Origin of the sequence: Halorubrum sp. LN27, from assembly GCF_016635065.1 — an archaeon.
Lineage (GTDB): Archaea > Halobacteriota > Halobacteria > Halobacteriales > Haloferacaceae > Halorubrum > Halorubrum salipaludis.
The window spans coordinates 1,689,193-1,707,718 of the sequence record NZ_JAEPET010000001.1; the positions used below are offsets into that span (position 1 = coordinate 1,689,193).

The 18,526-nt window shown below is 68.6% G+C and carries 18 protein-coding genes and 1 tRNA gene; 9 read left to right on the top strand and 10 right to left on the bottom strand.

Going from position 1 to position 18,526, the window contains the following annotated elements; translation table 11 throughout:
* Positions 1-17 precede the first annotated feature (17 nt).
* On the bottom strand, positions 18-956 hold the full coding sequence (locus tag JIN95_RS08340) for an NAD(P)-dependent oxidoreductase (RefSeq protein ID WP_200531077.1): 939 nt from the start codon (positions 954-956) through the stop codon (positions 18-20).
* Positions 957-1,071: 115 nt separating this feature from the next.
* On the opposite strand from JIN95_RS08340, the gene htpX reads away from it, so the two are divergent.
* Together htpX and JIN95_RS08350 are read left to right on the top strand one after the other, a co-directional pair.
* A complete protein-coding gene (gene htpX / locus JIN95_RS08345; protein WP_095637643.1) occupies positions 1,072-1,941 on the top strand; it encodes a zinc metalloprotease HtpX in 870 nt (289 codons plus the stop codon).
* Positions 1,942-2,042: 101 nt separating this feature from the next.
* Positions 2,043-3,353, top strand: coding sequence for an MFS transporter (locus JIN95_RS08350; protein WP_234699178.1), 1,311 nt, complete (start codon positions 2,043-2,045; stop codon positions 3,351-3,353).
* Between the two features lie 34 nt (positions 3,354-3,387).
* Here the strand turns inward: JIN95_RS08350 and JIN95_RS08355 are convergent, their stop codons facing one another.
* From JIN95_RS08355 to JIN95_RS08365, 3 genes are read right to left on the bottom strand one after another with little or no spacing between them, the layout of a single operon-like run.
* Positions 3,388-3,783 carry a CTP synthetase gene (locus tag JIN95_RS08355; protein ID WP_234699179.1) on the bottom strand — a complete coding sequence of 132 codons (396 nt, stop codon included), beginning with the start codon at positions 3,781-3,783 and terminating at the stop codon, positions 3,388-3,390.
* Positions 3,783-4,700, bottom strand: a complete 918-nt coding sequence (gene guaA / locus JIN95_RS08360) for a glutamine-hydrolyzing GMP synthase (RefSeq protein WP_200531078.1) — start codon at positions 4,698-4,700, stop codon at positions 3,783-3,785. The genes JIN95_RS08355 and guaA overlap by 1 nt, the downstream gene beginning before the upstream one ends.
* Positions 4,701-6,356 carry a CTP synthase gene (locus JIN95_RS08365; protein ID WP_095637641.1) on the bottom strand — a complete coding sequence of 552 codons (1,656 nt, stop codon included), beginning with the start codon at positions 6,354-6,356 and terminating at the stop codon, positions 4,701-4,703.
* 168 nt (positions 6,357-6,524) lie between these two features.
* Between JIN95_RS08365 and JIN95_RS08370 the strand changes: the two genes are divergently transcribed.
* Entirely contained in the window at positions 6,525-6,953 is a 429-nt protein-coding gene (locus tag JIN95_RS08370) for a hypothetical protein (protein WP_095637640.1), read from the top strand.
* Between the two features lie 644 nt (positions 6,954-7,597).
* Here the strand turns inward: JIN95_RS08370 and JIN95_RS08375 are convergent.
* The 3 genes from JIN95_RS08375 to JIN95_RS08385 all read right to left on the bottom strand — a co-directional run bounded on the left by JIN95_RS08375 (position 7,598) and on the right by JIN95_RS08385 (position 9,715).
* A tRNA-Leu gene (locus JIN95_RS08375) sits at positions 7,598-7,681 on the bottom strand.
* Positions 7,682-7,711: 30 nt separating this feature from the next.
* Positions 7,712-8,758, bottom strand: coding sequence for a PAS domain-containing sensor histidine kinase (locus tag JIN95_RS08380; RefSeq protein ID WP_200531079.1), 1,047 nt, complete (start codon positions 8,756-8,758; stop codon positions 7,712-7,714).
* Between the two features lie 63 nt (positions 8,759-8,821).
* Positions 8,822-9,715, bottom strand: a complete 894-nt coding sequence (locus JIN95_RS08385) for an EamA family transporter (protein WP_200531080.1) — start codon at positions 9,713-9,715, stop codon at positions 8,822-8,824.
* A gap of 82 nt (positions 9,716-9,797) precedes the next feature.
* On the opposite strand from JIN95_RS08385, the gene JIN95_RS08390 reads away from it, so the two are divergent.
* Positions 9,798-10,379 carry a DUF309 domain-containing protein gene (locus JIN95_RS08390; protein ID WP_200531081.1) on the top strand — a complete coding sequence of 194 codons (582 nt, stop codon included), beginning with the start codon at positions 9,798-9,800 and terminating at the stop codon, positions 10,377-10,379.
* Between the two features lie 60 nt (positions 10,380-10,439).
* Here JIN95_RS08390 and JIN95_RS08395 read toward each other — a convergent pair whose 3' ends face one another.
* Complete coding sequence (locus tag JIN95_RS08395) at positions 10,440-11,081, bottom strand: hypothetical protein (RefSeq protein ID WP_200531082.1); 642 nt, start codon at positions 11,079-11,081, stop codon at positions 10,440-10,442.
* 384 nt (positions 11,082-11,465) lie between these two features.
* Between JIN95_RS08395 and JIN95_RS08400 the strand changes: the two genes are divergently transcribed.
* Complete coding sequence (locus JIN95_RS08400) at positions 11,466-12,269, top strand: succinylglutamate desuccinylase/aspartoacylase family protein (RefSeq protein ID WP_095637636.1); 804 nt, start codon at positions 11,466-11,468, stop codon at positions 12,267-12,269.
* 36 nt (positions 12,270-12,305) lie between these two features.
* Here JIN95_RS08400 and JIN95_RS08405 read toward each other — a convergent pair whose 3' ends face one another.
* A complete protein-coding gene (locus JIN95_RS08405) occupies positions 12,306-12,710 on the bottom strand; it encodes a cupin domain-containing protein (RefSeq protein ID WP_200531083.1) in 405 nt (134 codons plus the stop codon).
* 650 nt (positions 12,711-13,360) lie between these two features.
* On the opposite strand from JIN95_RS08405, the gene JIN95_RS08410 reads away from it, so the two are divergent.
* The 4 genes from JIN95_RS08410 (at position 13,361) to JIN95_RS08425 (ending at position 17,804) form a co-directional block, all read left to right on the top strand.
* Positions 13,361-14,689, top strand: coding sequence for a CoA-binding protein (locus JIN95_RS08410; RefSeq protein ID WP_200531084.1), 1,329 nt, complete (start codon positions 13,361-13,363; stop codon positions 14,687-14,689).
* A gap of 113 nt (positions 14,690-14,802) precedes the next feature.
* Positions 14,803-16,290 (top strand): aldehyde dehydrogenase family protein, encoded by a 1,488-nt coding sequence (locus JIN95_RS08415; protein WP_200531085.1) that lies wholly within the window; start codon positions 14,803-14,805, stop codon positions 16,288-16,290.
* A 145-nt stretch (positions 16,291-16,435) separates the two neighbouring features.
* Complete coding sequence (locus JIN95_RS08420) at positions 16,436-17,197, top strand: IclR family transcriptional regulator (protein WP_200531086.1); 762 nt, start codon at positions 16,436-16,438, stop codon at positions 17,195-17,197.
* Positions 17,198-17,270: 73 nt separating this feature from the next.
* The gene (locus tag JIN95_RS08425; RefSeq protein WP_200531087.1) at positions 17,271-17,804 is read left to right on the top strand and encodes a gamma carbonic anhydrase family protein; all 534 of its coding nucleotides are present in this window, start codon (positions 17,271-17,273) and stop codon (positions 17,802-17,804) included.
* Positions 17,805-18,166: 362 nt separating this feature from the next.
* Here JIN95_RS08425 and JIN95_RS08430 read toward each other — a convergent pair whose 3' ends face one another.
* Entirely contained in the window at positions 18,167-18,490 is a 324-nt protein-coding gene (locus tag JIN95_RS08430) for a hypothetical protein (RefSeq protein WP_200531088.1), read from the bottom strand.
* Between the last annotated feature and the right edge of the window lie 36 nt (positions 18,491-18,526).

Here is an 18,526-nt window from a genome sequence, read left to right on the forward strand (position 1 = left end):
AGCGGTCGTCGATCGCGTTATCGCTCGAACAGCGTCGGCTCCGGGATCTCGTCGCTCGCCGCCTCGCGCCACGAGCGCGAGGGTGTCCACCCGAACAGCCGCTCGGCCTTCGCGATCGCGTACGCGCCCCGGTCGTCGCCCTCGGCGAGCGCGCTCCCGTCGACCGCGCAGTCGTCGGGGATCTCCCCGTACGCTTCCCGCAGCAGGTCGAGCAGGGGCCGACCCAGCGCGTTGTCGGTCGCGACGCAGTTGACCGCCTCGTGAGTGCCGGACGGGACGGCCGGCTCCGGACCCCCCGTCTCCGCGAGCGCGGCGGCGACGAGGTCGGCGACGTCGCGGGCGTCGACGTACGACCAGAAGTTGCCGGCGCCCGCGTCCAGATCGGCGACGTACCCGTCGCTCCGGCAGGCGTACTCGCCGGGGAACTGGATCCACGAGGGGCGGATCGAGACGGCCGGGACGCCCTCGCGGCGCGCGACCGCCCCCGCGGCCGCCTCCGCGGTCACCTTCGAGAGGCCGTACGGGTCCTCCGGCCGAAGCGGGTGGTCCTCGGTGACCGGCAGCTCGTCCGGAAACGGCGTCGGATCGGCGAAGAAGAACCCGTACGCGCCGTCGCTCGACGCCTGCACGATCCGGGCGTCGGCGCGCCCGGCGGCGTCAAGGACGTTCTTCGCGGCGCCGACGTTCGTCTCGAACACCCGGCCGTCGGGGTGCGTGCCGGCGACAGGGATCGCCGCCCAGTGGACGACCGCGTCGGGGTCGACGGCGGCGACGGTGTCGAGCGCTTCGCCCCGGTCCGCGAGGTCGGCGGCGCGGAACGAGACGTTCGGGGCCGGGTCGGCGTCCGGGCCGGGGTGCTCGTAGTCGACGACGACGACCTCATGGTCGCCCGCGAGCCGGTCGACGACCCAGCGCCCGGAGGCGCCGCGGCCGCCGGTGACGAGAACGGTCTCCATGCCTGCGGATCGCCGGGGCGGGGCAAAAGCGCACCGTCGTCGGACGGTTCCGCCGTCACGTCGGTCCGCTCGGAACCCCGGCAGGCTTTAATCCGGCGAACGGTAAAACTCGGGTATGGAATGGAAGACCGACTGGGGACTGCGTGGACGGATGGCGTTCACGATGTTCCTGCTCTTCGCCCTCTACGTCGTTTTCGTCGGCGCGTTGACCGTGTACTTCGGCGACTTCCTGTTCCCGCTGATCATGCTCGGCGGGTTCTCGATCGCGCAGTACTTCTTCAGCGACAAGCTCGCCCTGCGGAGTATGGGCGCCCGCGAGGTGACCCCCGAGGAGTATCCGGACCTCCACCGGCGGATGGACCGGCTGAGCCAGCAGGCCGACCTCCCGAAGCCGACGGTCGCCGTCGCCGACACGCAGGTGCCGAACGCGTTCGCGACCGGCCGGAACAAGAAGAACGCGACCGTCGCCGTGACCACCGGGCTGCTCCGGTCGCTGGACGACGACGAGCTCGACGCCGTGCTCGCCCACGAGCTCGCGCACGTGAAGAACCGCGACGTGATGGTGATGACCATCGCCTCGTTCCTCTCGACCATCGCGTTCTTCATCGTGCGGTGGGGGTGGCTGTTCAGCGGCGACAACCGCCAGGGCGCGCCCGTCATCGTCGCCATCCTGGTGTCGATCGTCGTCTGGATCGTCTCGTTCCTGCTGATCCGGGCGCTCTCGCGGTACCGCGAGTACTCCGCCGACCGCGGCGCCGCGCTCATCACGGGGAAGCCCGGCGCGCTCGCCTCGGCGCTGATGACGATCGACGGCCGGATGGACAGGGTTCCGAAGGAGGACCTCCGCGAGGAGGCGGAGATGAACGCGTTCTTCATCATCCCGATCAAGTCTGGGATCGTCGGCAAGCTCGCCTCGACGCACCCGTCGACGGAGAACCGGATCGAGCGGCTCCGGGACTTAGAGCGGGAGATGGAGACGGCCTGACCGGGCGACCGATCCCCGGGGGAGACGGACGGTCCCCCCGCCGTGACGCCTCGTTTTCCGGTGTGCCACGCTTTTAGGTCCGGGCTCGCGGATCGCCCCACATGAGCGCGCTCACCGACCCCGCGAAGCGCCGCTGGCTCGGGTGGGGGTCGCTGGCGGCCGTCTTCCTGCTCGTCAACGTCCACCGCCTCTCGACCGCGGTGCTGTCCGAGGAGCTGGTCGACGCGTTCGCGATCTCCGCCTCGCAGCTCGGGACGCTCCACGCCTCCTTCTTCGTCGTCTACGCGGTCGTCCAGATCCCGACCGGCGTCGTCGCGGACCGGTACGGCGCGCGGTACGTCGGCGCAGCGGGCGCGGTCGTCCTCAGCGCGGGCGCCGTCGCGTTCACGCTCAGCGGCAGTTACCTCGCGGCGTTCCTCTCCCGGGCGGTGATCGGCCTCGGCAGCGGCGTGATCTTCATCGCCACGCTCCGCTTTTGCGCGAGCTGGTTCCGCGTCGACGAGTTCGCGACGATGACGGGCGTGACGACCGGGATCGCCGGGCTCGGCGCGATCCTCGCGACGGTGCCGCTGGCGGTCGCCATCGACCTGATCGGGTGGCGCCCGACCGTGCGCGCGCTCGCCGCGGTCGGCCTCGCGGCGGCGGTCGCGGTGGCCGCGTTAGTGCGCCGCTCGCCGAGCGACGCGGGCCTCGAACCGATCGCGAACGTCCCGGAACAGCCCACGGCGAGCCTCCGCGAGACCGGCGGCCACCTCCGGACGCTGCTCGGCGACCCCGACCAGTGGCTGCTGTCTGTCGTCTTCTTCTCGGCGATGGGGACGATCCTCACCGTGATCGGGCTCTGGGGCGTGCCGTACCTCGTCGTCGTGTACGGGCTCGACGTGACGACCGCCTCCTCGTTCACGCTCGCGGGGGCGGTCGGAATGCTCGTCGGCGCGCCGACGGTCGGACGCGTCTCCGACCGGGTCGGTCGCCGTCACGGCCCGCTCATCGCCGGGCTCGGACTGTTCGCGGCCGTGCTCGCGGTCGTGCCCGCGGTCGGCGATCCGCCGCTCGTCGCGGTCGCTGGCGTGTTCTTCCTCGTGGGGTTCAGCCTCGGGTTCGTCATGCTCTCGCTCCCGATAATCAAAGAGAAGTACCCGCCCGAGGCGAGCGGCGTCGCCACGGCGACCGTGAACGGGGCGGGGTTCCTCGGGGGGGCCGTCCTCCCGACCGCGATGGGGGTCGTCCTCGACGGGTACCGCACCGGCGACGTGGTCTCCGGGACCGTCGTCTACACCGAGACCGGCTACCGCGTCGCGTTCGCGCTCACGACGGCGGCCGTCGCGGTCGCCTTCTGCTGTGCTGCGTGGCTGTCGCTCCGGAAACGGCGGCGCGTCGGCTCGAGCAGCGGGGGAGAACGCGACGAGTAGCCCGGAATACCCGGGGCGACCGCTCCCCCGAACCTCAGCCGTCGATCGTCCCGTTCTCCAGCTCCTCGGCGACCAGTTCCGGGTCCATCAGCGCCGGGTCGACCGCGAGGTCGGCGACGCCCGAGACGAACTCCGGCAGCGACCGCTCCGCGTACGTCACCGCGAGCACGTCCGGGTTCAGCTCCTTCGCGATCGGGATCCCGGTGGCCTCCTCCACGTCGGTGAGGACGAAGTACGCGGCCTCGTCGATGCCGGCCTCGGAGAGCGCGTCGGCGGTGACGAGCCCCTCGATGCGGCGGATCTCGACGCCGAGTGCCGCGAGCTCCTCGCCGAGCCCGTGCTCGTCGGGGCCGGCGACGACGGCGATCCGACCCTCGGCGCGACCGCCGTCGGGGCGAGCGTCGTCGGTGGTGGCGGTGGCGTCCGCCATCACTCGTACTCGATCGTCGCCGGCGGCTTGTGGGTCACGTCGTAGACGACACGCGCGACGTTCTCGTTCTCGCCGGTGATCCGGCTCTGGATGCGCTGGAGCGTGCTCCAGTCGAGCTCCTGGGCGCGCGCGGTCATCCCGTCGCGGCTCTCGACCGAGCGCACGGCGACAACCCAGCCGTGCACGCGGTTGTCGCCCTTCACGCCGGTCGCCTTGCCGAGGACCGCGGCGAACGCCTGCCACGGGTCGTACTCCTCTAACTCCTCCTCGACGACGTGGGTCGCCTCGCGGGCGACCGCGGCCTTCTCGGGAGTCACCTCGCCGACGATCCGGACGGCGAGCCCCGGGCCGGGGAACGGCATCCGCTCGGAGATGATCTCCTCGAGGCCGAGCGCCCGAGCGACCTCGCGGACCTCGTCCTTGTAGAGGTCGCGGACGGGCTCGACGATCCCCTCGAAGTCGACGACCTCGGGGAGCCCGCCGACGTTGTGGTGCGACTTGATGTTCCCCTCGGACTCGATGCGGTCGGGGTAGATCGTCCCCTGGACGAGGTAGTCGGCGCCCACGTCGCGGGCGACCGTCTCGAACTCGTCGATGAACCCCTCGCCGATGACGTGGCGCTTCTCCTCCGGGTCGGTGACGCCGGCGAGCCGGTCGAAGAACCGGTCTTGCGCCTCGATCACCCGCAGCGACTCCATGAAGGAGAACGTGTCGCGGATCTCCTCGGTCTCCCCTTTCCGCATCAGCCCCGTGTCGACGTACACCGGGGTGAGCTGGTCGCCGACCGCCTCGTACGCGAGCGTCGCCGCGACCGACGAGTCGACGCCCCCGGAGAGCGCGATCACGGCGTTCGCGTCGCCGATCGCCTCCCGGATCTCCGCTTTCGCTTCCTCGATGAATTCCTCCGTCTCGACCATCTATAGCCTCACGTCCGCGTTCCGTTCGGTTGTGTCCGTCGATCCGAGCGCCGCCTTCACGAGGGCGACGAACGGCGGACTCGCGCGGTCCGGCCGCGACCGGAACTCGGGGTGTGCCTGCGTGCCGAAGAAGAACGGGTGATCCGCGCGTTCGAGGATCTCCATCCGGTTGTCGGCCCGCCCGGAGAAGGTGAGCCCGTCGGCCTCCAGCTCGTCGATGTACTCGGGGTTCACCTCGTAGCGGTGGCGGTGGCGCTCCGTACAGGAGTCGGCGTCGTACACGTCCGCGGCGAGCGTGCCGGGCTCGATGTCGGTCTCGTGGGCGCCGAGCCGCATCGTCCCGCCCATGTCCTCCGTCTCGTACTGGTCGGGGAGCAGGTCGATGACGGGGTGGGGCGTGTCGGGGTCGATCTCCGCGGAGTGGGCGCCCTCCAGCCCGAGCACGTTGCGCGCGTGCTCGACGACCGCCATCTGGAAGCCGAGACAGAGCCCGAGGAAGGGCACGTCGTTCTCGCGGGCGTACCGGACCGCCTCGATCTTCCCGTCCGTCCCGCGGGAGCCGAAGCCGCCGGGGACGACGACCGCGTCGGCGGAGGCGAGGCGCTCCTCGTGTTCCGCGCGGGTCTCGTCGGCGTCGACCCACAGCACGTTGACCTCGGTCTCCGTCTGGATCCCGGCGTGTTTCAGCGCCTCGTGGATCGACATGTAGGCGTCTTCGAGGGCGTACTTGCCCACGAGCGCCACGTCGATCTCCTCCTCGCGGTCCCGGGTGACCAGGTCGCGCCACTCCGTCGAGCGCTCCGCCTTCGGGAGTGCCTCGTCGGCGAGCCCGAGCCGCTCCATCACGTACTCGTCTAACCCCTCGTCTTCGACCATCAGAGGGACGTGATAGATGTCCTCGACGTCGGGGTTCGAGAAGACGGCGTCCGTGGGCACGTCACAGAACAGGGCGATCTTCTCTTTCGTCTCGGGGTCGAGCCGGTCCTCCGAGCGCCCGACCAGGATGTCCGGCTGGAGCCCGATCGACCGCAGCTCCTTCACCGAGTGCTGGGTGGGCTTCGTCTTCTGCTCGCCGTTCTTCGAGTACGGGACGAGGGTGACGTGGGTGAAGAGGATGTCCTCGTCGTCCTCCTCGTGGGCGAACTGGCGGAGCGCCTCGAGGAACGGCATCGACTCGATGTCGCCGACCGTCCCGCCGATCTCGATCAGACAAACGTCGCTCCCCTCGGCGGCCTCCCGGATGCGCCGCTTGATGTCGTCGGTGACGTGCGGGATGATCTGGACGGTCTTGCCGAGGTAGTCGCCGGCGCGCTCGCGCTCGATGACGTGCTGGTAGGTCTTCCCCGTGGTGACGTTGTGATCGAACGTCATGTCGGTGCCGAGGAAGCGCTCGTAGTTGCCTAAATCGAGGTCGACCTCGCCGCCGTCCTTGAGGACGTACACCTCGCCGTGCTCGTACGGGTTCATCGTCCCGGCGTCGACGTTGAGATAGGGGTCCACCTTCACGGCGGTGACGTCGAAGCCCGCGTTCGCGAGGAGGCGCCCGGTGCTGGCGGCGGTGATACCCTTGCCCAGTCCGGACATCACCCCGCCCGTGACGAACACGAACTTCCGACCCAGCGAGGGGTCGTACCCTGTGTCGGGATCCGTTGGCATATCGACCGTCCGTCAGGGGCCGGCAAAACCGTTTCGGACCCTTCGTTTCGGGTGGACGTTCGTGAGGATTCCGCGGCGGCCGTGCGGACCGGGCGCGACCGCGGAACGGAAGGGGCGCGACGGAGCGAAAAGCACTCATCGCGGGCGGGCGCACCGTCTGGTCGACCCATGACCTGGTCCCCGCTCCCTCCCGCGGTCGCGGCCGTCGTCGCGGCCGCGCTCAGCGTCACGCGTCGCGTTCCGACCGTCGTGATGGAGTCGTCGATCGGCGTCCCCGGCCCGCGCGCGCTCAGCCTGTACACGCTCGGAGGCCGCTTCGCCGCGTTCGTGCTCGTCTACGGGCTGCTGCTCGGCGCCGCGTATCGGGTCGGCCGCGCCGGCGGCGCGGTCGACGCCCGGGCGACGACGCTGGCCACCGGCGCCGTCGGCGGACTCGTGTACCTCGTCGGGACCGCCGCGGTGCTGCTGTGGACCGGCCCCAGTCAGGAGGTGATCTCGGCCGTCACCACGCTCGGCTCCGCGGTCGCCGTCGGCGTCCAGCTCGCCGTCGTCGCGTTCGCCGGGATCGCGCTGGGTCGATCGCGGATACGCGGTTAGCGGTGGAGTGGAGAACGGCTTCAGCGGTCTCGGTGGCCGCTTATAAGTAATCGGTGGCTCCGCGGCGAACGCCTCCAAAGCCCCAGCCGCTTGCTTATAAGTCGTTGACTGCGGATCGCCGGTGAACAGCTCCAAAGCCCCAGCCGGGAGGTGGGCAGACGCTCGCTGTCGTTCGAGACGCCTTCGGCGTCTCGTGATGACGAAACGGCTCCGCCGTTTCGAACCACGCTCCTCACTCGTTCGCTTCGCTCACTCGTTGCGGTGCTTGCATCGCCTCTGCCCACCTCCCGGCTGCCCCTTTGAGTCCCGCCCCGCACCGCTCCGCACCTCAGACCTCCCCAGCCTCGTCGCTGGCGCCTTAAAAGGCGCCAGCGACTCCCTCGCACGCGCTCTCGCCGGCGGCGTCGCCGGCGGCGTCGCCGCCGGCTGTCAGAGAGACCTTCGGTCTCTCACTACTCGCGCCCTTATCAGGGCGCTCGGAGGCGCGCGCCACCGCATCCGTAGTGACTCTGTGATCGATGTCGCTGATCGCCGCTCCCGATCCCGTTTATAAATAGCCGACGCTAGGCGAGTTCGAGTGAAGTGTTGCGAGGGAAGAGCGCTCCGAGAGCGGTCTTCCGCATCACGGGGGTGGACCCCGGCGATGCGAGGGGAGGGATTTGAACCCACGGACCTCTACAGGAGCGGAGCTTGAATCCGCCGCCGTTTCCGGGCTTGGCTACCCTCGCACGCGAGTCGTCGTTCGACGGCGGCGCTTTTTATTTCATCGGTTCCGCACCGACCAGCGTCGCCCGGAACCCCCCGGCGTCGGACTCGCCGAGGTCCAGCTCCCACCCGTGCGCAGCCGCGACGCGCTTGACGATGGCGAGCCCGATCCCGGTGCCGCCCCCGTGGGAGACGCCGAACGCGGCCACCTCGTCCAAGTCGTCCGCGTCGATCCCCGGGCCGTCGTCCGCCACGTAGACGCCGCGGTCGTCGACGCCGACGCGGACCGTGGGGGACGCGCCGGCGTGGTCGAAGGCGTTCCCGATCAGGTTCCCGAGCGCCCGGCGCAGCAGCGTCGGGTCGCCGCCGACGGGGCCGGGGTCCTCGACGACGAGCGCGGCCGGGTCCACCTCGTCGCCGAAGTCGCCGGACTCGGCGCAGTCGGCCGCGAGGGCAGCGAGGTCGACGGGCTCGGCCGCGGTGTCGACCTCGTCCGGATCGCGGGCCATCACGAGCGCCTCGTCGATCATCGCCTCGATCCGACCGAGGGCGCTCTCCGCGGCGTCGAGCCCGTCGACCTCCCCGGTCTCCCGGGCGAGGTCGACGTATCCCCTCGCCACCGACAGGGGGTTCCGGAGGTCGTGCGAGAGGAACCCCGCGAGGCGTTCGAGCCGCTCGTTGAGCCGCGCCAGCTCGCGCTCGCGCTCGACGCGGTCCGTCACGTCGCGGATCACGCCGACGACACCGACGACCACCCCGTCGCGCTCGATCGGCGTCAGCCGCGTCTCGGTCGTGACCGTCGACCCGTCGCCGAGCGTCGTCGTGAGCTGGACGCGCTCGTCGTCGGACGCGCCCGCGAGCACCCGCTCGACGGCCTCGCGGTAGCGCTCGCCGGCGTCCACGCTCCAGTACCCTTCCTCGACGAGCCGCTCCGGGTGCGGCGCGTGGAGGTCTTCCTCGTCGAATTCGGTCACCTCGCGGAGCCGGTCGTTGACGAAGACGCGGTTCCGGTCCGCGTCGAGGACGTACGCGCCGTCGCCGAGGGCGTCGACGACCGACCCCGCGTGGTCGATCGGCGTGGATCCCGGCGCGGAGTTCATACCCGGGGAAGGCGCCGAGCGAACAAGTGTGTCTCGGGTAGCGGCAGGACTCTCGCCGGGCCGTCACAGCGCGATCATCGCGACGCCGACGACCGCGAGGAGCGCGGCGACGAGCCGGACCCGGAAGTAGCGCTCGCCGAGGACGACCCCGCCGAGGACGACGGCGACGATGGCCTGCGTGTTGATCACCGGAGAGGCGACGCTCGCGGGCAGCGCCGCGAACGCGACCGTCGTCAGGTGCTCGCCGAGCGCGACCAGCGCGCCGGCCGCGAGGAACTTCGGTACGTCGGCTCTGTTCACCGCGGGCGGGGTCCGGACCGCGGCGGGCAGCAGGATCAGCCCGGCGCCCGCGAGCAGCAGGGGGACCCACAGCGTCCCCGGGATCGCGAGCTCCTGGAGCCCCACCCGCTTCCCGAGGTCTGAGACGGCGTAACACGCCGCGCTCAGCAGCGCGAGCTGGGCCGGTCGCGAGTGGACGGCGCCGACCAGCGGCGCGATCAGGCTGCCGGGCTCGTAGTTCGCGACGTACACCGCGGCGGTGGCGACGACCACCCCGGCGACCTGTATCGGCGCGAGCACCTCGCCGAGCAACAGCACCTCCAGCGGGAGCACGAACATCGGGACGACCTTGTTGATCGGGGTCACGTACGACACGTCGCCCTCGTCTATCGCCCGGAGGAAGAGCACGAACGCGGCCGCGGTCGCCGCCGCGGTCCCGGCGACGACGGCGACGGCGGCGGGGTCGACGCCGGTTACGGCCCCGACGCTCCCCCCGATTCCGTCGGGAGGGAGATCGGTCGTCGCGACGGTGACCGGGAGGAACCACGCGATTGCCGAGGCGTTGATCAACACCGTGAGTCCGGCGGGCGGGTAGCCGGCAAAGGAGCGCTTCAGCACGAAGATGTAGGTCCCCCAGACGACCGCGGCGCCGATCGCTGAGAGGAGGCCGACGTCCATTGGCGGACCCGACGCCCGGCGGGGGAAAGAACCGTTCGATCCCCGCGAAACGGTTAGGTCGCTGCGGACGCGACGCGTTCCCATGGACGAGCACACCCGGGACCCCGGCGTCGCCCCGCCGCTCGGGAATCCGACCGGGTGGCACGCGGGGGGCGAGAGCGTCGCGGACGACGGCGTCGCGAGGGAGGGCGCTGACGGCGAGAGCGGCGACGCCGCGGACGAAGCGCCCCCCGCCGACGCGCGGATCGCCGGCGGCCACTGGGAGCACGCCACCCTCCGGCGCGCGACCGAGCACGGCGTCCGGCTGTTCAACGCCGGCGACTACCACGAATCGCACGATTGCTTCGAGGACGAGTGGTATAACTACGGGAGCGGCACCGCCGAGAGCGCCTTCTGCCACGGGATGGTGCAGGTCGCGGCGGGGGCGTACAAGCGCGTCGACTTCGGGAACGACGACGGGATGCGGTCGCTGTTCGAGACCGCGCTGGAGTACCTCCGCGGGCTCCCGGGCGACTTCTACGGCGTCGATCTCGACGAGGTCCGGGCGACGCTCCGGGCCGCGCTCGACGACCCGGCCGCGATCGACGGGTGGAAGATTCCCATCGACGGCGCCCGCCCGGAAGCGTACCCGGCCGACTACGAGTACGCGGAGCGGATCGATTAGATAGTGTTTAGAACGGGAATACGATCCTGTCTACTTTTTATTCAGAGACCGAAATTGGAATCAATCTTGTCCAAGAATTGAGCGTATTTCTGAGTTTTTGGAGACAATTGATCTGCTGATAATCCACATAACGACGGCTAAGAGCAGGAATATGTATGAAGCAAGCAACGTTAATACGCCAAGCCTCAGCAGTTCTTCGACAGGAATCCCTAAGATAGTATTTCCCGTCGTTTGGAACGCGCCGAGTAATACCATCGCTCCCCCGACAGCAGTTGCTAGGAGAGCGACAGCGCCAATTATGACGTGAGTTTGGTCAAAGAACTCGTTGACAGACATTTCTTCCGAACCTGGCTCGGGATGAACGACAATATCTCGCGGTAGAGGGTGTTTAGAGTCTGGAAATTTAATCCACCAATAATCGCCATTGTTTATTGATCCTTTTTTGAGAATACCCTGCTCAACCATTTCATCAAGTCGGTCCGAAATCGTTTGACGATTATTATCGAATATTGACTCAAGCGACCGGAGCGAATGTATCGTATCGTCGCTGTACCACAGCTCCCGGAATACTGCTTCCTGTAGTAATTCGTTTTGTGGATTGTTATCCAAGCGTTTCTTGAAGTGGTCTGGTATGCCTTCATCACCACGTTCAGCGTTCACGTAATGCCGATGTACGTTCGCCAAATCGCTATCCTCGTTCACTAAAACCCGGTTTCAGCGGCCATTCAAAGTATCTATCGGCTCTCATTATCGATTGATGCTTCCAACTAAAGCATCGATTCGACTAGAGGTGTTGTACCGTGGTTAGACAAGCTGCACAGGTGATTGGACTCCTCATGACAATCTTGACGTTGGTCACTTGGGTGGTGATCAACAGCAACCTGCCCGGATCCGTTGGACTCGGTGTTAATTTCGTGGCCATCATAGTGTCCGCGCTGACTGGACTATTCGCCTATGTTGCCGTAATCAAGTCGTGATAGGAGAGTGGGGTTGACTATCACCCACTATTCGAGTATGTGTTTGATTGGCTCTAATGGCGTACCGGCGATCCGAACGCCACTTACCGACTGAGCGCGTCGCTAGGGTATGGACGTACACGATCTGGGCGAGGGGGAGCCGGAGGTCGCGGTCGTCGGCGCGATCCACGGCGACGAGCCCTGCGGCGCCCGCGCGGTCCGACGGCTCCTCGACGCCGACCTCGACGTCGAGCGCCCGGTCCGGCTGATCGTCGCCAACGAGGCGGCGCTCGACGCCGGGGTCCGGTACCTCGACGTCGACCTCAACCGGTCGTTCCCCGGCGATCCGGACGCGGAGGCGCACGAGGAGCGGCTCGCCGCCGAGCTGCTCGACGCGCTCGACGGCTGTTCCACGCTCGCGATCCACTCGACGCAGTCGTACGCCGAGCCGTTCGCCGTCGTCGACTCGATGGACGAGGTCGCCCGCGCCGTCGCCCCGCACCTCCCGGTCGACGCCGTGATCCAGACGGACGCGTTCACCGAGGGCCGGCTCATCGAGCACCCGCACACGCTCGAAGTGGAGGCCGGCCTGCAGGGCTCCGAGGGTGCCGCCGACAACGCCTACTGGCTCGCGCGGGCGTTCCTGGCGGCGACCGGCGTCGCCCCCGCGCCCGGCGCGGAGGACGTGGTCGACGCTGGCGGGCGCGAGGACGTGGAGGTGTTCCGGCTCCGGGACCGGATCCCCAAGCCGGAGGCGGAGGCGTACGAGGTGTTCGCCCGCAACTTCGAGCGCGTCGAGACGGGCGAGGCGTTCGCGGCCGCCGGCGACGAGCAGCTCCGCGCCGACGAGCCCTTCTACCCGGTGTTGCTGTCGCCGTACGGCTACCGCGACCAGTTCGGCTACGTCGCGGACCGGGTCGGGACGCTGGAGTAGCGCGCGGCGACCCGGACCCGCCGCCCGACTCCGCCGCTACTCGACCAGTTCGATCTCGTCGTCCCCGTTCGGCACCGCGCAGATGAACGCCCCCGGTTCATCGCCCTCGTTCCGGTACCAGTGTTCGACGCCCGCCGGGATGAGGAGCGCGTCGCCCGGCCTGACCACGTGCTCCTCCTCGCCGATCCCGACCACGTACTCGCCGGCGAGCACGTACTGCTCGTGTTCGACCGCGTTCGTGTGCCGCGGGACCGCGGCGCCGGGCGCGAGCTCGAAGCGCCGCACCGCGAAGTTCGGAGCGCCGTCCGACTCGTCGATCAGGACCCCCTTCCGGAGCCCCTCGGCGGCGCTAACCGGCTCGTAGCCGATCTCGTCGCCGCGCTTCACGACGGGGGTCGGCTCGTCGGCCTCGCCGCCCGCGTCCTCAGTAGTGTCTCGCATACCGGCCGATCGGCGGCGGACGGCTTATAAACCACGGCGAGGAGTCGACCCTCGCGTTGAGGGAGCGTGGTTCGGGAGGGATAACGGACTGGGAAGGTCGAAATTCCCGCGTTCGGACGTCCCCTCGACCCCGTACACCACTCGGCGCATCGGCTTTCCTATCAATTTTAAGTATATCTTCTATCAAATTCATAATTGCATCCATACTATCTGGCCTACCGGTGGAATCGAGAGGCCGATCGACGGATAATAAGCGTCTATATAGTCTAAAACGGCCGAATACGTCGACTCGAACGTTCGAGAAAGTCGCGTCGACCGAGCGTTCGTCCACCTGAAGCGATCGGTCAACGCGGACGCCGGTAGTCTGCTGAAGTGGCGTGAAACTACATAATTCGGCCAATTTATCGGAACAAAGCGGTGACGACGCGATCGAGACCTCGCGGACCGACGACGCGAGCTCGACTCGGACGATTATATTCGTAATCTTATATAATATCAGAACTATCGTATTTTTTAGTTTTACGGGGCCGGAGGGAGAAACGCGATGCGGGTTCCACCGGATCCACCGATCGGCGACGCGCCTCGAGGACCGCCGAGCGACCGGCGCCGGCTCCGGTATTTTCATTGTACTGTTCGATAGTACGGTTTCCATGGGAGTCACTGACTTCTTCGATCCGGACGGGATCGCCGTCATCGGCGCGTCGAAGACCCCCGGGAAGCTGGGCAACGACGCGATGACCAACATCCGTTCGTACGACGGCGACGTGTACCCGGTGAACCCCGGCAGTACGGGGAGCGTCTACGGGTACGAGTTCGTCGACTCGGTCGGCGAGACCGACGCGGACCTGGCGCTGTGTTGCGTCCCGAGTCCGGTCGTCCCCGAGGTCCTCGAGGAGTGCGGCGAAGCCGGCGTCGGCGCCGCGGTGATCTTCGCGGGCGGGTTCGGGGAGGTCGACGAGGCCGGCCGCGAGCGCGAGGCCGAGGTCGCCGCGATCGCCGAGGAGTACGACGTGACGGTCCTCGGGCCGAACACCGCCGGCTACTGCATTCCGCACCTCGATCTGTACGGGTCGTTCGTCCCGGAGATCCGCGACGTCGAGACGGGCGGCGTCGCGCTCGTCGCTCAGAGCGGCGGCATCGGCGTCACGGGGGCCTTCCAGCTCGACCGCGAGGAGTACGGCGTCTCGGCGATGTTCGGGCTGGGGAACCGCGCGAACGTCGACTTCGCGGACCTGATCCCGGTCCTCGACGACGACCCGCACACGGACGCGATCGCGGTCCACGTCGAGGGGACCGACGACGTCGACGACGCGATCGCCGCGTTCCGCGACGCGGAGACGCCGGTGGTGATGCTCAAGGCCGGCAGCGAGGAGCTCGGCGACTTCGTCGGGTCACACACCGGGGCGCCGATACAGCGCCGCGAGACCTACGAGGACGCGCTGGCGGGCGAGGGCGTCGTCTTCGTCGACACCGTGACGGAGCTCGTCGACGCCGCGCGGGCCGTCGCGTCCGCGCCGACGCCGGACGGCCGGAACGTCGGGCTGGTCACGGCGCAGGCGGGGCCGGGGATCCTGGTCGCCGACGAGCTGCGCGAGCGCGGGGCGTCGTTCCCCGCCCTCGCCGAGGAGACGGACGAACGGGTGACGGAGCTGTTACATGGGATCACCTACACGGAGAACCCGGTCGACACCGGTCGGCCGCTCCCCGAGTTCGGCGAGGTGATCGACGCGGTCGCCCGGGACGACGCCGTCGACGCGGTCGTCGTCTACGAGATCTACGAGCGGTCGCTCGGCTATCCGGTCGAGGAGCTGGAGGCGCTGGCCGACGACCTCGACAAGCCGATCTGCTTTACGGTCGCGGGTCCGGAGAGCTTCGAGGAGGAGCGGCTGGAGATGGAAGCCGCCGGGGTCCCGACGTTTCAGGCGCCCGAGCGGGGGGCGAGCGCGGTCGGTGCGCTCCTCGAACTGGCCGACGAGTGACCGGCGCCGCGAGGCGATCGGCGGCCGGGCCCCGGTCGGCGAGCGCGTTTTCCCCCGGTGTCACGACTGTTACCACACACCTATTAGGTCGGCGGACGGAGCTACCACCGACGATGCCAGACGACATCAGCCCTGACAGCGACTGGGACAGCCTGTACATCGACGGGTCGTGGGTCGACGCGGCGGACGGGGGGACGATTCCCGTCGAGGACCCCTCGACGCGGGAGGCGTTCACCGAGGTGGCGGCCGCGACGGAGGCGGACGTCGACGCGGCCTACGAGGCGGCCGCGAGCGCGAGCGACGAGTGGGGAGCGACGCCCCCGGCGGCCCGCGAGGAGGTCGTCAGAGAGGCCCTGCAGGCGCTCGACGACGCCGAGGCGGACATCGTCGAGCTGATGTCGCACGAGGCGGGCGGAACCGCCGGGTACGGACACACCTCACACCACCTGGCGATGGATCAGGCCGGCGAGGCCGCCACGCTCCCCCGTCGGATGAAGGGCGAGCACATTGCCTCGAACATCCCCGGCAAGGAGAACCTCGTCCAGCGCGAGCCCAAGGGCGTGGTAACGGTGATCTCGCCGTGGAACTTCCCGCTGAACCTGAGCGCCCGGGCCGTGTTCCCCGCCCTCGCCGCGGGCAACGCGGTCGTGTTGAAGCCGGCGACGAACACCCCGATAAGCGGCGGGCTGCTGTTCGCGAAGCTCTTCGAGGAGACCGACCTCCCGGCGGGCGCGCTCAACGTCGTCACCGGCCGCGGCTCGGAGATCGGCGACCGCGTCGCGGGACACCCCGAGAGCGACGTGGTGGCGTTCACCGGCTCGACCGAGGTCGGGCGGCGCGTGGCCGCCGCCGCCGGCGAGAACCTCGCGGTGCCGGCGATGGAGCTCGGCGGAAACAACGCCCACGTCGTCACCGGCGACGCCGACGTCGACCGCGCGGTCGACAGCGCCGTGTTCGGGTCGTTCATCCACCAGGGACAGGTGTGTATCTCCATCAACCGCCACCTCGTCCACGAGGACGCCTACGACGAGTACGTCGCGAAGCTGACCGAGCGCGCCGAGGGGTTGGCCGCGGGCAGCGCGCACGACGAGGTCCACCTCGGCCCCGTCATCGACGAGACGCAGCGCGACAAGATGCTGGCGTACGTCGAGGAGACGGTCGACGCCGGCGCGACCCTCGAAACCGGTGGCGGGATCGTCGACCTCGACGGGGTCGAGGACTCCTTGGTCGTCGAACCCACCGTCCTCTCGGACGTGACCAACGACATGGCGGCGGCGTGTAACGAGCACTTCGGCCCCATCGCGCCGGTCATCCCGTTCTCCGACGTGGACGAGGCGGTCGCGCTGGCGAACGACACCGAGTACGGCCTCTCCGGGTCGGTCCACGCGGGTGATCTCGGCACGGCGAAGGATATCGCGGACCGCATGGAGACCGGCATGGTCCACATCGGCGACCAGCCGATCAACGACGAGGCGCACGTCCCGTTCAGCGGCACCGGCGCCTCGGGCATGGGCGGATACAACACCGACGAGTTCCTCCGGGAAGTCACCGAGAACAAGTGGATCTCGATCCAGCACGAGCCGCGCGAGTACCCGTTCTGAGCGGGGAGCGCCGAGTCGCCCCCGGGGGGTCGTTCACGACCACTCTGGGATTGTTCACAGCCCCCGGAGTCGTTCACAGTCGACTCGGGATCGTTCACGATTGACGAACACGATCTTTTTTATCCTGGCCCCACAGGCGACACGTATGGACGAAACGGATCCGCAAACGGTCGGGGCGGTCGAGACGACCTTCGCGGTCATCGGCGTGTTACAGGACCGCGGCGGGGCCGGAGTCACGGAGATCGCGAACGAGCTCGACCTCTCGAAGAGCGCGGTGCACAAGCACCTCGCCACGCTCGTCGACCAGCGGTGCGTCGTCCAGCGCGGCGACGAGTACCGGCTCGGCCTCGGGCTGTTTCAGTACGGCTCGTTCGTTCGGAACGGGTACGACGTGTTCCACAAGGCGAAACCGCGGGTGCGCGAACTCGCCGAGGAGACCGGCGAGATGGTGTGGCTCATCGTCGAGGAGAACGGGATGGCGATGTACCTGTTCGGCGACGGCGGGTCGCTCGACATCAACGTGGACTCGCTCGTCGGCACGTGGACGCACCTCCACCTCAACTCGGGCGGCAAGGCGATCCTCTCGCGGTTCTCCGAGGAGCGGGTCCGCGAGATCGTCGACGAGCACGGCCTCCCCCGGCGGACCGCTCGGACGATCACCGACGTCGACGAGCTGCTGGCCGAGCTCGAGCGGACCCGCGACCGGGGGTACGCGCTGAACCTCGAGGAGGATCTCACGGGGATCCACGCGATCGGCGCGCCGATCGTTCACCGCGAGGAGGTGCAGGGCGCGCTCTCGATCGCCGGGGCGGCGAACCGGCTGACCGAGGAGCGGTGCCACGACGAGTACGCGGACCGGCTGTTGACGGCGGTCAACGACCTCGAGCTGAACCTCACGTACCGCTGAGCGGGATCGCGTTCCCTCGCCGTCGCCCCGCTCCCGCCGGCACGCATTTACGTCGCCTCTGCGAGGGCGACCCATGCGCATTCCCTTCGACGGGTCCGATCCCGAGGTGGCCGACGACGCGTACGTCTCCCGAACCGCCGTCCTGTCCGGGGACGTGACGGTCGCGTCCGGAGCCAGCGTGTGGCCGCTCGTCTCCCTCCGCGGCGACCGCGGTCCGGTCGCCGTCGGCGAGGAGACGAACGTCCAGGAGTTCACGACGCTGCACGGCGCCGAGCTGGGCGACCGCGTCTCGGTCGGCCACGGCGCCGTCGTCGACTTTGCGACCGTCGCGGACGACGTCCTCGTGGGCATGCAGTCGTCCGTGCTTCAGGGGGCGACGGTCGAGTCGAACTGCCTCGTCGCCGCGAACGCGGTCGTGCCGAGCGGGACGACGGTCCCCGAGGGGCACCTGGCGTACGGGACGCCGGCCGAGACCAGGCCCCTCACCGACGGACAACGCGAACAGATCTCGCAGGTGCACGAACACTACGCGACGCTCTCGAAGCGGTTCGCGCGGGCGGAAACCGACGCGTATCGCGTGCCACCGGAACGGGGCTCCGAGGAGTGACACGGGCCGCGGACGCGCCGTACGACACGCTGTTTCTTGTGAGAGAACATATTTCGGCCGATCGATCATTGGGGATCCGACACAAATTACAAACATAGTAATGTAACGCCATCACCGATCGAGAGACGGAGACGGGGCGAGACCGGGACCGCGTCCGACGACGATCATGATCGACTAAGACGATTATGTTCGCTATACGGAAACGATTCAGACGGAGCCGCCGTCGCGATCGGCGTGTCCGCTCACGATCGGCGTGGCTGCGCCCGATCGATGCGGGCGCTCTCGGACACCGGCGATACCGGGAACACGTAGCGAGAACGGAAGGCGTTGCGAGAACGCTGTTCGAGGCGGCGGCGAACGAGTTACACGAGGCCGAGCCGCGTCGCGACCCAGTGGTCGCGGCCGGCGGTCACGAACGCCTCCTCGTCGTCGAACTCGGTCTCCTCGGCGACGAACTCGTCCCAGTCGCCGTCCGCCACGTAGTCGAGCTCGGCCGCCGACGCGGCGTCGGACGGGCTCGCGGCGACGAGGTCGTCGAACGTCTCGAACGCCGTGTGTTCGCCCACGAACTCGTCGTCGAACACCTCCGTGAGCGGGATCGGCTCGTCCCGGTCGTACACCTCTTCCGCGTCCGGGAGGTCGTCGTGCGATGCAGCGACGTCCTCGAGGTCGCCTTGAAGCACCATGTTCGTCATCACTTATCTCCCCGATCTATGTAAATG

Bases quoted from the DNA above. Each gene is read 5' to 3' on its own strand.
- JIN95_RS08405 (WP_200531083.1), bottom strand. From the start codon at position 12,710: ATGCGAGACACTACTGAGGACGCGGGCGGCGAGGCCGACGAGCCGACC.
- JIN95_RS08410 (WP_200531084.1), top strand. From the start codon at position 13,361: ATGGGAGTCACTGACTTCTTCGATCCGGACGGGATCGCCGTCATCGGC.
- JIN95_RS08420 (WP_200531086.1), top strand. From the start codon at position 16,436: ATGGACGAAACGGATCCGCAAACGGTCGGGGCGGTCGAGACGACCTTC.
- JIN95_RS08340 (WP_200531077.1), bottom strand. From the start codon at position 956: ATGGAGACCGTTCTCGTCACCGGCGGCCGCGGCGCCTCCGGGCGCTGG.
- JIN95_RS08415 (WP_200531085.1), top strand. From the start codon at position 14,803: ATGCCAGACGACATCAGCCCTGACAGCGACTGGGACAGCCTGTACATC.
- JIN95_RS08365 (WP_095637641.1), bottom strand. From the start codon at position 6,356: ATGCCAACGGATCCCGACACAGGGTACGACCCCTCGCTGGGTCGGAAG.
- JIN95_RS08425 (WP_200531087.1), top strand. From the start codon at position 17,271: ATGCGCATTCCCTTCGACGGGTCCGATCCCGAGGTGGCCGACGACGCG.
- JIN95_RS08370 (WP_095637640.1), top strand. From the start codon at position 6,525: ATGACCTGGTCCCCGCTCCCTCCCGCGGTCGCGGCCGTCGTCGCGGCC.
- JIN95_RS08430 (WP_200531088.1), bottom strand. From the start codon at position 18,490: ATGGTGCTTCAAGGCGACCTCGAGGACGTCGCTGCATCGCACGACGAC.
- guaA (WP_200531078.1), bottom strand. From the start codon at position 4,700: ATGGTCGAGACGGAGGAATTCATCGAGGAAGCGAAAGCGGAGATCCGG.
- JIN95_RS08400 (WP_095637636.1), top strand. From the start codon at position 11,466: ATGGACGTACACGATCTGGGCGAGGGGGAGCCGGAGGTCGCGGTCGTC.
- JIN95_RS08380 (WP_200531079.1), bottom strand. From the start codon at position 8,758: ATGAACTCCGCGCCGGGATCCACGCCGATCGACCACGCGGGGTCGGTC.
- JIN95_RS08385 (WP_200531080.1), bottom strand. From the start codon at position 9,715: ATGGACGTCGGCCTCCTCTCAGCGATCGGCGCCGCGGTCGTCTGGGGG.
- JIN95_RS08390 (WP_200531081.1), top strand. From the start codon at position 9,798: ATGGACGAGCACACCCGGGACCCCGGCGTCGCCCCGCCGCTCGGGAAT.
- htpX (WP_095637643.1), top strand. From the start codon at position 1,072: ATGGAATGGAAGACCGACTGGGGACTGCGTGGACGGATGGCGTTCACG.
- JIN95_RS08355 (WP_234699179.1), bottom strand. From the start codon at position 3,783: ATGGCGGACGCCACCGCCACCACCGACGACGCTCGCCCCGACGGCGGT.
- JIN95_RS08350 (WP_234699178.1), top strand. From the start codon at position 2,043: ATGAGCGCGCTCACCGACCCCGCGAAGCGCCGCTGGCTCGGGTGGGGG.